The sequence below is a fragment of the uncultured Xanthomonas sp. genome (assembly GCF_964278005.1).
Taxonomy (GTDB): Bacteria; Pseudomonadota; Gammaproteobacteria; order Xanthomonadales; family Xanthomonadaceae; genus Xanthomonas_A; species Xanthomonas_A sontii.
The window spans coordinates 618602-631244 of record NZ_CAXYKF010000006.1; the positions used below are offsets into that span (position 1 = coordinate 618602).

Genomic DNA, 12643 nt, shown 5'->3' on the forward strand with positions numbered 1-12643 from the left:
TCCATGCCATGTTGGGAATCGGTGCCTTCAAGCAGCGCCTGCCGCACCCGGGCGAGAGCCTGCCGGGACGCGCGCAGCCGCTGCCGCTGCACAACCGCCACTTCGTCAACGGCCACCCCTTGCGCGATGCCTTCGCCGGCCTGGAGCAGGTGCAGTTCGGCCTGGGCTGCTTCTGGGGCGCCGAACGCAAGTTCTGGTCGCTGCCCGGCGTGTTCAGCACGGCGGTCGGCTATGCCGGCGGCGAGACGCCCAATGCCACCTATCGCGAAGTGTGCTCCGGTCAGACCGGTCACACCGAGGCGGTGCTGGTGGCGTTCGACCCGCAGACCGTGCGCTTCGAGCAGTTGCTGCAGACCTTCTGGGAAAGCCACGACCCGACCCAGGGCATGCGCCAGGGCAACGACACCGGCACCCAGTACCGCTCGGCGATCTACTGCACCACCCAGGCGCAGTACGAGGCCGCGCTGGCCAGCCGCGACGCCTACCAGCAGCGCCTGGATGCTGCCGGCTACGGCCCCATCACCACCGAGATCCGCTTCCCGGCGCCGCCGTTCTACTACGCCGAGGACGAGCACCAGCAGTATCTGGCCAAGAACCCCGGCGGCTACTGCGGCCTGGGCGGGACCGGGGTGAGTTGCCCGATCGGGCTGGAGGCCTGAGCCAGCGCATCTGCGCGTGGTGCGCGCAGGATGCTGTCGCCATCCAGGGTCACCCCGACCGCGGGTGACGTCTCGACGCGAGCCCGTTACTTCGCGGCACGCGAATCGCGCGTGCTCGCGGCGGCCTGCCGCAGCCGCGCCGCATAGCCGGACAGTTGCAGCGCCTTGCGCGGTGATAGCTCGGCCTTGAGCCGCACGATCGCCGCATCGCCGTCGCGGCTGCGGCCGAGCGCATAGTCGGTGCGTGCCAGTTCCAGCGTCGCGCGCTGGCGGACCGTCAGATTGCCGAAGGGATCGAAGAACGAATCCACGCGGGTGCGGTCCTGCACGCCGGTCCAGCCGAATGCCAGCTCGGCTGGAGTTTCCTCGGCGAGCCGTGCGTAGCGCCGCCGTGCTTCGGCCGGCGCGATCTGGCCGCTCAGCAGGGCCAGGCGGGTTCGCAACAGCGCCGTTTCGGCGGCCGGCGCGTCGGCGGCGTAGGCATCCAGGACACGGCCCATCCACGCCCAATCGACGTTGCCCGTGTCGGCCTGGGTGCCGAGCAGGTTGAAGGCGAGGATCGCGGCGCGCTGCGTCGCGGTGGTGGCGCGCGCGATTGCGTCCACGGTGGGGCGCCCCAGCGTCGACGGCTGCACCAGCGCGATCGCCGGGTCGCGCGCAAGGATCGCCTCCAGGTCCGGTTTGTGGAAATAGCCCACCACGACCAGCACGGTCTTGCCCGGGTGCGCCAGTGCTGCGGCGCGGATGCGCTGGGCCTGCAGGAAGGTGCGGTACAGGTACAGGCGTCGCGGCAGGTCCTGGTCGGCCCGCGGCGCCGGCGTTTGCGCCCACTTCCGCACCGCGGCCACGTTCTCGGCCACATCCGCCGCGAGGAAATCGCGCTGCAATGCGGTCTTGTCGGGGAACGACAGGAAGCCCTGGAACCCCTGCTCGCGGCGTAGTTCCAATGGCGTGTCCAGATCCACGCCGAAGCCGAGTCTGGCGTCCTCCACCGGCGGCATCCAGTCGATCGGACAGAGGGCGACGGGATGCGCCGCGGCGTACGGCAGGATCACGCCCTGCACCTCGTAGGTGTATTCGTAGTAATCGCCGCGCGCCGCCTGCTCCGGCGGGCGTTCGATACAGATCGCGTCCGGCGCGAGTTGCTCCAGGAACGCCGCTAGCACGCCCGGCTGGTCGCGTTCGGAAACCAGTTGCGCCGCGTGCTCCACGCCCAGGATCGCGACCCGGGTCGGTGCCGGTGTGGCGGCCATGCCGGTGGCACTGGCGGCGGCCAGGGCCAGCGAAAACAAATAACGCGCCATCCATCCGCGCATGCGCCTTCTCCTGTCGACGTCGTGGAAGCACCCTGCTGGCGCACCTCGGGACGGGCTGCCTGAGTCATGGGCGACCGCAGCGCTGTGCTCAGCCGCCGATGGCGTACCTCACGGTGTGTGACGACAAGTGTAGTCATGTGGCGCCGCCACCGTCTGCATGACAGGTGGCACTGGTCGCGCTACACGAACTCGGCCGCGAACATCTGCCGCATCTGCGCGATCTGCTCCTCGCGTTCGGGGTGCAGCAGGCGCAGGCATTCCTCGGCGAAACTGACCGGGCTGGTGCCGGGGGCGGTGATCAGGCCGCCGGCGCTGACCACGCGGCGCTCCTGGTAATGCGCGCTGCCGGCGTAGACGCCGGCGTGCTCGCGTAGGAAGGCTTCGGAATTGCTGGTGTGCGGGCGGCTATCGAGCAGGCCGGCGTAGGCCAGCGCCAGGGTCGCCCCACAGATCGCCGCCACGCCGCGGCCAGCCTCCAGGCGCTGCTGCAGCAGTGCGCTCAGTCCTGGAATCTCGCCGGCCTGCCAGCGGTCGCTGCCGGGCAGCAGCCACAGGTCGGCGTCCAATGGCGCCAGGTCCGACAGCGCATAGGTGGGGTGCAGCTCCAGCCCGCCGATCGAGGTGATGGACTTGCCGTCGATGCTGGCGATCTGGATCGTGTCGCCGAACCAGGCCCGCGCCGCCGGCAGGATGGTGCCGATCTCCCAGTCCGCCACGCCGTCCACCATCACCACTGCGATCGTCGCCATTGCCTTGCCTCTGCACTCGGGCGCGCAGCATAGCCTGGGAAAAGTTGCGGCCGCGCCAACGGGGCGTCGAAAGCGCCATGGGTGATACGCGTTGTGGCTGCGCCTGTTTTGGCGTTCGTGGTTGGTGCGCATCGCGCAGCGCAAGCGCCTGTAGCGACGACATCTGATCGGGCGGGAAAACGGCGGCGAGAGGCGCACCCGCTTGGCCAATTCCCCATTCCCGTTTCCCTCTTCCCGGCACCCCAAGCGCAGCATCACCGCGCTTGGGGTGCAGGCAACACTCAACCGGCCAGCTTGTGCCGGATCGTGTCGCGCAGGGTCTGCAGGTCCTTGGCGAAGGTGTCGATGCCGCCGGCCAGCTTTTCGGTGGCCATCGGGTCGGCGGCCAGGTCGGCGGCGAAGCGCTTGGCGTCGATCGGCTCGATCTTGGCGCCGTCGGCCTGGCCGGGCGAGAGCTTGCGCGGCAGCGGGCCGTGGTCGGCGTCGAGCTTCTCCAGCAAGTCCGGCGAGATGGTCAGGCGGTCGCAGCCGGCCAGCGCCTCGATCTGCGCGGTGGAACGGAACGAGGCGCCCATGACCACGGTCTGCGAACCGCGGCGCTGCCAAGTTTCCCATTCCCCTTTGCCCATTCCCTGCAATAAAAGAATGAGCGCCCATTAATCTCCGATCGGTCTAGTCAAATGCCGCTTGCCTTTGCCAATGCAGGGGCCAGACTTGATGAGGAGCGCTTCGAGTAGTTCGCGCGCTACAACTCTGGCCAAGTAAAGGCCATGACGAGAAATGCACTTGTCGCTACTCCGCAAAGGGCGCTGACAAGTCGTTTGTGACTGGGCGCCAAGCGATAAGCACTGAGACAGCAAACCAGCACTGATAGAAGAAGCATCACAATCAGGAGTGAAGATTCTGCAGATGGGTACCAACTTTGTGAACATGTAGTGGTGGCTATTCCGTAGTTGTCACTCGCTAGGTCGGTCACCCCTTCTATCGACTTTGACGATGAAGGGCATGCCTGCAGCAGCAATTGATGGCATAGCCAATACATGCCTGCCATCGATAAGAGGCTGGCAACTACGGACGGTGCAAGAAGGAGCCAGCGAAGTAGAGGCTTTCCCATGGTCATATTCACGGTCCAGGCGGAAAGGAGCGCATGACTCCGGGATTGGCATAATTCTTCCAATGGAAGTAAGGAACCTTTCCATAGATTCCGCTTATGCCAAGATTGTTGTACCACATGTACTGCGTGGCGCCCGATGTAGCAGTGGAATACTTGTTTGCGAACTGTTCGGCGATCGAGTTCTCTCCCTGCCCTGAGCGGCACCCCATAAATTCAACCGGCTCACCGGGAGTCCAACCCTCTCCCTCAATAATGTACTTGACACCTTCCACGTCCAGCTTCACAGCAAGACCATCATGGCGCTGGTCGAGAACGCGGTCAGGTCCCATGTGCCCAAACACCCTGGTGACGCCTGGAATGTCAGGAGTCGCCATTGCGCCTTGGTAGAACGGATAGTCGCCAGGGTTGAAGAGGATCACCTTTCTGAGACCAAGTGGGTCTATGGACGAAACCGGATTTTCTTGCACGTAGGCATATGTATTGACGCCGCCTGCGATACCGATTGGATCTGATTGTACGTAACGTGCTGAGACCGGTCCGCCAAACCCGGCGATTAGAATGGCTAGCACGCTCCCTGCGCATTTTAGCTTGTGCATCACCGCCCTCCTTGTTGCGTTGCCTTTGCGTGTTGGATGGTTTGTAGGTAGTTCGCATCCTGTGTCTTGGGTGGCATCGTCCAACCAAGCGCCTCGGCCCGATTAAACCAAAGGTCGTTACTGCGTTGGAGTGCATCGAAATCCAAACGCTGTTCTGGGGGAATGGCCGCAGGCGACGGATACTTCGCCATGTACTGTTGCATTAACCTGAAGTAGGCGTTGCCCTTCTGTAGCATCGCCGCAATATCCTTGGGGTCGGCCTGCAACGCCAGGTCGGCGATCGCGATGCGTTGCTCCTGACGCTGCTGCTGCCCGTAAAACTCCATCAAGGTACTCAGCATGACTGCGACAGACTCGCGTTTGTTTAGCGGCCGCAAGTAGAGGCGGTTGGCCATGGCCTTCGGCGAGATGTTGGTTTCCTGCTCATAGCTGGCGTTGCTCTTCGTGCCAAAGCTGGTGGCCTCGATGTTGATCCACTGGCCTCGGTCGTTCCGGAACTTCGCCAGGACGTGCTCGGGCGCTGTCGCCAAGGTCATATCCAGTCCTAGCTTCTGGCCCAGAATTACAAGCAGCACCGGCATGGAGACGCAGTTGCCCTTGCGGGTCTTCAGGTAGGTTGAAAGCAGCTTATTGTGGATCGTTTTGCCGAATGGGTCGTTCAGGTCGTAACTGAAAGGGCGATAGTCATTCCACGGCCCGGCCTGGGACAGCGAGTTCACAAGCAATTCCAACTTGGACTGGTTGGTCGCATTCGTCGGAAAACGCGCCTTGATGCGAGTAGTCAGTGTGTCGAGCTGCTGCAGGGTGACAGTGGGGTCAACCTTCGGGTCGATCATGCGGTCGATAGCGAGCTTGGCCTTTGCCAAGTCGATTCCGCTCTCGGGCGTCTGCAGGAGTGCTCGGAGCTCCGTGACCGTGGCGTCCGGTGTTCGTTGCTGGCTCTGACGAGTCGCCGGCTTGGGAGGATCAGCCAAGCTCTCGCCCGATACGCCAAGCATGAGAAACGTTCCAAACAAAAGAAGTGCTGGTCGCATTCCTTTGCCCCCCAAGTCCTTTGGTCATCCTAGTCTGGCCAAAGAGGACTGTCTATTCATTGTCAAACCTTATCGACCTCGGCGGATTGAGGAGCAAGTCAACTGACAGACTATCAACGTAAGGAATGACGCAAGGTAGGGAGTCAAGGCAAGCGCCGCATGCTCAATGCCCGAATAAAAAAAGAGCGGCGTCGCCGCCGCTCTCGTTGCTTATGCATACAGTGCCGACGGCTACGCGGCGAGCTTCTTCCGGATCGTGTCGCGCAGGGTCTGCAGGTCCTTGGCGAAAGTGTCGATGCCGCCGGCCAGCTTTTCGGTGGCCATCGGGTCGGCGGCCAGGTCGGCGGCGAAGCGCTTGGCGTCGATCGGCTCGATCTTGGCGCCGTCGGCCTGGCTGGGTGAGAGCTTGCGCGGCAGCGGGCCGTGGTCGGCGTCGAGCTTCTCCAGCAAGTCCGGCGAGATGGTCAGGCGGTCGCAGCCGGCCAGCGCTTCGATCTGCGCGGTGGAACGGAACGAGGCGCCCATGACCACGGTCTGCGAACCGCGGCGCTTGAACTCGTCGTACACGCCGCGCACGAACTGCACGCCCGGGTCCTCGTCGATGGTCGCCGGGGTCTGGCCCTTGGCCACGTACCAGTCGAGGATGCGGCCGACGAAGGGCGAGATCAGGAACACGCCGGCCTCGGCGCAGGCCAGGGCCTGGGTGCGGTTGAAGATCAGGGTCAGGTTGCAGTCGATGCCGTCCTGCTGCAGCTGCCGCGCCGCCTCGATGCCTTCCCAGGTCGCGGCGACCTTGATCAGGATGCGGTCCTTGGGGATGCCGCGCTCGGCGTACATCGCGATGAACTTGTGCGCCTTGGCGATGGTGGCGGCGGTGTCGTGGGCCAGGTCGGCGTCCACTTCGGTGGACACGCGGCCGGGCACCAGCGCGCTGAGCTTGGCGCCGACGCCGATGGTCAGGCGGTCGGCGATCTCGTCGACCAGGGCGGTGTGGTCGCCGTCCTGGCCGCGCGCCCAGGCCAGCGCCTCGTCGATCAGGTCGGCATAGACCGGCAGGTCCAGCGCCTTCTTCACCAGGGTCGGGTTGGTGGTGCAGTCCACCGGCTTGAGCCGCTTGATCGCGTCGTAGTCGCCGGTATCGGCCACGACCACGGACAACTCGCGCAACTGGGCGAGCTTGGAGGGGGCGGAAGAGGTCATCGGTATCTCTCGGGAACGAGTGGGAACAAGGATAGGGCCGCGCACGTTAACGCGCTGCGCGCGCATTGTCGTCGTCGGCGCGCCGCACCGCGGTCACGCGCAGGCGCAGCGGGCGTCCGCCGGGCGCCTGCCAGTCGATCGACTGGCCCACGGCCAGGCCGAGCAGGGCGCTGCCGACCGGGGCCAGCACCGAGATGCGCGCATGCGCGGCATCGGCTTCGTGCGGATAGACCAGGGTCAGCTGATGGCGTTCGCCGTGCAGTTCGTCTTCGCACTCCACGCGGGAATGCATGGTGACGATGCCGGGGGGAATCTGGTCGGGCGCCATCACGGTGGCGCGGTCGAGTTCTGCGCCCAGCGCTTGCGCGGCCGGGTGCTGGTGCAAGGCAGGGGAGTCGAGCAGGGCTTCCAGGCGCGCGAGGTCGCGGCTGGAGACGATCAACGAGGGCGGCAGGCCGCTGTGGTGTTGCGAGGTCATGGACAGGCTCCGGTTGGATGGCACAACGAACGGAGGCGGCACCGCGCCGCCCCCGTTCCCATTGTGCAAGCAAGCCGGCGCCGATGCGACGTCGCGGCCGGTCGGCCTGTTCAGGCCACCTGGCGCGGCGCCTGGTCCGGCAGCGATGCCTGCGCCGGCAGCGTGAACAACTCCTCGGGCAGCGCACCGAACAGGTGCGCCAGTTGCTGCAGGAACGCGCCCATCGCCGAACTGCGCCGCCACAGCATGGCGATGCGCCGGCTCGGCCCGCCGTCGGGCGCGAACGGGAGCAGGCGCAGGTTCGGCGGATTGGCCACCGGCGGCTGCACCGCCAGCAGCGGCAGCAGGGTCACGCCGACGTTGGCGGCGACCATCTGCCGCAGCGTCTCCAGGCTGGTGGCCTGGAACTCGGCTTTCTCCAGCGCGCCGGACAGGTGGCACACGTCCAGCGCCTGGTCACGCAGGCAGTGCCCGTCCTCGAGCAGCAGCAGGCGTTGCGCGTGCAGTTCGTCCATGGTCAGCGGGGTCGGCCGCCGCGCCAGCGGATGCTGCTCGGGCACCGCCAGCACGAACGGTTCCTCGAACAGGAATTCGGCATGCAATTGCTCGTCGTGCAACGGCAGCGCCAGCAGCGCCGCGTCCAGCCGGCCCTCGCGCAGGCGGGTCAGCAGCACGTCGCTCTTCTCTTCGATCAGCAGCAGTTCCAGCTGCGGGAAGCGCGCGCGGATGCGCGGGATCACATGCGGCAGCAGATACGGGCCGAGCGTGGGGAAGATGCCCAGGCGCACGGTGCCGGCTTCCGGATCCTGGCTGCGCCGCGCCGCCTCCTTCATCTGCTCGATCTCGGCGACGATGCCGCGCGCGCGGCTGGCGGCCTCGCGCCCGGCCGGGGTCAGCATGACCTTGCGCGGCGCGCGCTCCACCAGCGGCACGCCCAGTTCGTCCTCGAGCTTCTTGATCTGCGTGGACAGCGTCGGCTGGCTGACGAAGCAGGCCGCGGCGGCGCGCCCGAAATGCTTGTGATCGGCCAGCGCCACCAGGTATTTCAGATCACGCAGGTTCATCAGCGGGTTCCTCGGAACGCAGCGGCGGGAGGTGACGCAGGGTCACAGCATAGAGCGTGTGGCGCACATGGCGGCGAGACAGATGGACGCGCGCGGTGGAGACCGCACACCCTGGTCCCGCGCCGGCGGAGCGGCGCGGGATGGGTGCGGATCAGGCCGCTTCGGCCACGCTGCCGCTGGCGACCGGTGCGCTGTGCCGGATCAGGTGGTCGAACGCGCTCAGCGCCGCCTTGGAACCTTCGCCCATGGCGATGATGATCTGCTTGTACGGCACCGTGGTCGCGTCGCCGGCGGCGAACACGCCCGGCAGGGAAGTCTGGCCGCGGTCGTCGACCACGATCTCGCCGCGCGGCGACAGCGCCACCGTGCCCTGCAGCCATTCGGTGTTCGGCAGCAGTCCGATCTGCACGAAGATGCCTTCCAGCGCCACGCGATGCACATCGCCGCCGACGCGGTCCTTGTAGACCAGGCCGGTGACCTTCTGGCCGTCGCCCAGCACCTCGGTGCTCTGCGCGTTGACCAGGATGTCGACGTTGCCCAGGCTGCGCAGCTTGCGCTGCAGGACTTCGTCGGCGCGCAGCTTGCTGTCGAACTCGACCAGAGTGACGTGGCTGACGATGCCGGCCAGGTCGATCGCCGCTTCCACGCCGGAGTTGCCGCCGCCGATCACCGCCACGCGCTTGCCCTTGAACAGTGGGCCGTCGCAGTGCGGGCAATAGGCCACGCCCTTGTTGCGGTACTGGTCTTCGCCGGGCACGTTCATCTGCCGCCAGCGCGCGCCGGTGGACAGGATCACCGTGCGGCTCTTCAGCGAGGCGCCGTTGGCCAGCTTGACCTCGACCAGGCCGTCGGCACCGGCCGGCACCAGCTGTTCGGCGCGCTGCAGGTTCATGATGTCCACGTCGTACTGGCGCACGTGCTGCTCCAGCGCCGTGGCCATCTTCGGGCCTTCGGTCTCCTGCACGGAAATGAAGTTCTCGATCGCCATGGTGTCCAGCACCTGGCCACCGAAGCGCTCGGCCGCCACGCCGGTGCGGATACCCTTGCGCGCCGCGTAGATCGCCGCGGCCGCGCCGGCCGGGCCACCGCCGACCACCAGTACGTCGAACGGCGCCTTGGCCGCGATCGCCGCCGCATCGCGCTTGGCCGCGCCGGTGTCGAGCCGGGCCACGATCTGCTCCAGGGTCATGCGGCCCTGGTCGAAGACTTCGCCGTTGAGGTACACGGTGGGCACCGACATGATCTGCCGCGCCTCGACCTCGTCCTGGAACAGCGCGCCGTCGATCGCCACGTGCTGGATGTTCGGATTCAGCACCGCGGCCAGGTTCAGCGCCTGCACCACGTCCGGGCAGTTCTGGCAGGACAGCGAGAAATAGGTTTCGAAGCGGTACTCGCCGGGCAGGTTGCGCACCTGCTCGATCAGTTCGGCGGTGGCCTTGGACGGATGCCCGCCGACCTGCAGCAGCGCCAGCACCAGCGAGGTGAACTCGTGGCCCATCGGCAGGCCGGCGAAGCGCAGGTGGATGTCGTGGCCGGGGCTGTTCAGCGCGAACGATGGCGCGCGCTCGCCGCTGTCGCGGTGCACGTCCAGGGTGATCTTGTCCGACAGCAGCACCAGGTCCTCGAGCAGGTCGAGCATCTCGCGCGACTTGGCGCCATCGTCCACCGACGCGGTGATGTGGATGGGCCGGACGACCCGCTCCAGGTAGGCCTTCAACTGGGTTTTCAGATCGGCATCCAACATGGCGGACTCCTGACGTTGGGCAAAGCGCGGGGGAGGCACGCTGCCGGAGCAGCGCGCTGCGAAGAGGGGAGGAGGGATGAACCGCAGCCGGCGCCGGCGCGCGATGCCGGCTGCGGTTCACCCCCACCCCCGCCGCGAGGCGGAGATGGGAGCGCGGGCGGCTTAGATCTTGCCGACCAGGTCCAGCGACGGCTTCAGGGTCTTCTCGCCTTCCTTCCACTTGGCCGGGCAGACCTCGCCCGGGTGCGAGGCGACGAACTGCGCGGCCTTGAGCTTGCGCAGAGTCTCGGTGACGTCGCGGGCGATCGCGTTGTCGTGGATCTCGAGGGTCTTGATCACGCCTTCCGGGTTGATCACGAAGGTGCCGCGCAGGGCCAGGCCTTCTTCCTCGATGTGCACGCCGAAGGCGCGGGTCAGCTGGTGGGTCGGGTCGCCGACCAGCGGGAACTGGGCCTTGCCCACCGCCGGGGAGGTCTCGTGCCACACCTTGTGCGAGAAATGGGTGTCGGTGGTGACGATGTAGACCTCGGCGCCGATCTTCTGGAACTCGGCGTAATGCTCGGCGGCGTCTTCCACTTCGGTCGGGCAGTTGAAGGTGAAGGCGGCCGGCATGAAGATCAGCACCGACCACTTGCCCTTCAGGTCCGCGTCGGTGACTTCGATGAATTCGCCATTGCGGTAGGCGTTGGCCTTGAACGGCTGGACCTGGGTGTTGATCAAAGACGACATGGAGTTTCCTCGTGGTTGCAATAGGGGTCGGGGGATGGAACGAGGCTCATGATAGGGGGCGCCGATAGATCCCTCAAATCGATTGATGGAATTGAATAGATAGGTTTCCTCTATCGATTCCCAAGCCTGGCTCTTTGCTGCACTGCCGCGCGAACAGCGCGTCAGCCGCCCAGGGCGCATGGGCGTCGGTCCGTTCTACCACGTTGGCTTTTCCGCGCTCGCTGCGTCATCGTGACAGCGATGAATGCGCCCACCCCCGAATCCCTGCTGCGCGACGCCTGCACCCAGGTCGAGCGCGGCGATGCCGAAGCCTTGCTGCTGCACGCCCTGCAACGCGACCGTGCGTGGCTGTTCGCGCACGCCCGCGATCCGTTGGCGGACGAGGTGGCGGATGGGTTTCAGGCGCTGCTCGCCCGGCGTGTACAGGGCGAGCCGGTGGCCTACCTGACCGGCCGGCGCGGCTTCTGGACCCTGGACCTGGCGGTCGGACCGGCCACGTTGATCCCGCGCGCGGACACCGAGCGGCTGGTGGAACTGGCGCTGGAGCGACTGGACCTGGCACCGGGCCGCCGGGTCGCCGACCTCGGCACCGGCAGCGGCGCCATCGCCCTGGCCCTGGCCAGCGAGCGGCCGCAGGCGCAGGTGACGGCCACCGACCTCAGTGCGGAGGCGCTGACCATGGCGCAGGCCAATGCGCATGCCCACGGCCTGGGCAACGTCGCCTTCGTCCAGGGCCCATGGCTGGCCCCGCTGGCCGGGCAGCGCTTCGATCTGATCGCCAGCAACCCGCCGTACATCGCCGCCGGCGATCCGCACCTGCAGCAGGGCGACCTGCGCTACGAACCGGCCAGCGCGCTGGCGTCCGGTGCCGACGGCCTGGACGATCTGCGCCGGATCGTCGCCGATGCGCCGGCGCATCTGCTGCCCGGCGGCTGGTTGCTGCTGGAACACGGCTGGGACCAGGGCCCGGCGGTGCGCGCGCTGCTGGAGGCAGCCGGCTTCGCCGAGGCGGCGACCTACCAGGACCTGGAAGCGCGCGATCGGGTCACGCTGGGGCGCCAGCCGCTGGCCTGACCCGCCGGCGCCGGGGTATGGTGCGTGGGTAACGATGCCGGACATGGATGACCCGCAATGTTCACCCTCAGTCGCCTTTCGAATGCGATGCGCGTACCGCCCACGCCCGCCGTGGCACAGACGGGTACGCGGCATGCCGAGGGTGCGTGGATCCCTGCCGGCGTGACCGCTCGTCGCAGGCCCCGTCTCAGAATCCTGCGCGCACTCGCTGTCGCTGCCATCCTCGTGGCTGGCGCGGGCTGCTCCAACGGCATCGACGTCGGCAACGATGGCGCAACCGGGCATCTGAATCCGCACCCGGTCAAACGCTACGAGGTCATCGCCACGTCCCATGCGCCGGGGCCGTGGGATGCGTTCGAGGGCGCCTACATCGGATAGGACGTCGTCAATAAGAAGTGCGTTCCGATGATCCCCTTCATTGGTCAACAGCAAGTCCCCAATACCGGACTCGACGTTCCGATGACCCGCGTAGACGACCATACGTGGAAGGGGTATTTCTACCGTGATGCGCTGCAGGATGAGGATTGCTTCAAGCTTGGGGTGTGCCATTGGGACGTCACGAGCGTGAGCGCCAGTGCGATTGCTCAGGGCCTAAGGTTTGCGTGGAGCGGCTCTATGGAGAAGATTCTGCGCGAAGGTGGAGGGACCAGGTATTTCAAGAAGGTCGCGTATGGGGATAAGTCCCTGGTCCCTTACGGGGCACAGGATTTCGATCCTGCTGATCCTGAAGTGCTACAGCATCCGGACGCATATTTCTCTGCCACCCTCGCTGTCAGGGAGGCCCAGCCGTGAAGGGGATTGATCAAGCGGTTGCCGATGCGGCCAACGACGCGTATGTGAATTGTCCTCGGAGCGATATCGCTGCAAGAAGCAGGTGCATTCAGGT

The 12643-nt window shown here is 66.3% G+C and carries 13 protein-coding genes and 1 pseudogene; 4 read left to right on the plus strand and 10 right to left on the minus strand.

Annotated elements, in window-relative coordinates; all coding sequences use genetic code 11:
* The first annotated feature begins 8 nt into the window (after positions 1–8).
* Positions 9–659, plus strand: a complete 651-nt coding sequence (msrA, locus tag ACHWVH_RS05095) for a peptide-methionine (S)-S-oxide reductase MsrA (RefSeq protein ID WP_267117371.1) — start codon at positions 9–11, stop codon at positions 657–659.
* 86 nt (positions 660–745) lie between these two features.
* Here the strand turns inward: msrA and ACHWVH_RS05100 are convergent, their stop codons facing one another.
* The 10 genes and pseudogenes from ACHWVH_RS05100 to ahpC form a co-directional block, all read right to left on the minus strand.
* Complete coding sequence (locus ACHWVH_RS05100) at positions 746–1975, minus strand: hypothetical protein (protein ID WP_394686786.1); 1230 nt, start codon at positions 1973–1975, stop codon at positions 746–748.
* 179 nt (positions 1976–2154) lie between these two features.
* Complete coding sequence (locus ACHWVH_RS05105) at positions 2155–2724, minus strand: type 1 glutamine amidotransferase family protein (protein ID WP_267085617.1); 570 nt, start codon at positions 2722–2724, stop codon at positions 2155–2157.
* Between the two features lie 281 nt (positions 2725–3005).
* A pseudogene (locus ACHWVH_RS05110) lies at positions 3006–3323 on the minus strand (transaldolase family protein); the annotation flags it as partial.
* 523 nt (positions 3324–3846) lie between these two features.
* Positions 3847–4434, minus strand: coding sequence for an RHS repeat-associated core domain-containing protein (locus tag ACHWVH_RS05115; protein ID WP_295912230.1), 588 nt, complete (start codon positions 4432–4434; stop codon positions 3847–3849).
* A complete protein-coding gene (locus tag ACHWVH_RS05120; RefSeq protein WP_295912227.1) occupies positions 4434–5432 on the minus strand; it encodes a transglutaminase family protein in 999 nt (332 codons plus the stop codon). The genes ACHWVH_RS05115 and ACHWVH_RS05120 overlap by 1 nt, the downstream gene beginning before the upstream one ends.
* Positions 5433–5699: 267 nt before the next feature.
* Positions 5700–6668: a transaldolase gene (gene tal, locus ACHWVH_RS05125; RefSeq protein ID WP_394686787.1), complete on the minus strand. Its 969-nt coding sequence runs from the start codon at positions 6666–6668 to the stop codon at positions 5700–5702.
* Positions 6669–6714: 46 nt separating this feature from the next.
* Positions 6715–7146: a nucleoside diphosphate kinase regulator gene (gene rnk, locus ACHWVH_RS05130; RefSeq protein WP_017909220.1), complete on the minus strand. Its 432-nt coding sequence runs from the start codon at positions 7144–7146 to the stop codon at positions 6715–6717.
* A 110-nt stretch (positions 7147–7256) separates the two neighbouring features.
* Positions 7257–8210: a LysR substrate-binding domain-containing protein gene (locus ACHWVH_RS05135; protein WP_017911310.1), complete on the minus strand. Its 954-nt coding sequence runs from the start codon at positions 8208–8210 to the stop codon at positions 7257–7259.
* A 151-nt stretch (positions 8211–8361) separates the two neighbouring features.
* On the minus strand, positions 8362–9954 hold the full coding sequence (gene ahpF / locus ACHWVH_RS05140) for an alkyl hydroperoxide reductase subunit F (RefSeq protein WP_394686788.1): 1593 nt from the start codon (positions 9952–9954) through the stop codon (positions 8362–8364).
* 162 nt (positions 9955–10116) lie between these two features.
* On the minus strand, positions 10117–10683 hold the full coding sequence (gene ahpC / locus ACHWVH_RS05145) for an alkyl hydroperoxide reductase subunit C (protein ID WP_010341941.1): 567 nt from the start codon (positions 10681–10683) through the stop codon (positions 10117–10119).
* Positions 10684–10923: 240 nt separating this feature from the next.
* Here ahpC and prmC point away from each other — a divergent pair, with 240 nt between their 5' ends.
* From prmC to ACHWVH_RS05160, 3 genes are read left to right on the plus strand one after another with little or no spacing between them, the layout of a single operon-like run.
* Positions 10924–11757 carry a peptide chain release factor N(5)-glutamine methyltransferase gene (gene prmC / locus ACHWVH_RS05150; protein ID WP_394686789.1) on the plus strand — a complete coding sequence of 278 codons (834 nt, stop codon included), beginning with the start codon at positions 10924–10926 and terminating at the stop codon, positions 11755–11757.
* 57 nt (positions 11758–11814) lie between these two features.
* On the plus strand, positions 11815–12135 hold the full coding sequence (locus tag ACHWVH_RS05155; protein ID WP_394686790.1) for a hypothetical protein: 321 nt from the start codon (positions 11815–11817) through the stop codon (positions 12133–12135).
* 27 nt (positions 12136–12162) lie between these two features.
* Positions 12163–12549 (plus strand): hypothetical protein, encoded by a 387-nt coding sequence (locus ACHWVH_RS05160; protein WP_295925518.1) that lies wholly within the window; start codon positions 12163–12165, stop codon positions 12547–12549.
* Positions 12550–12643 lie beyond the last annotated feature (94 nt).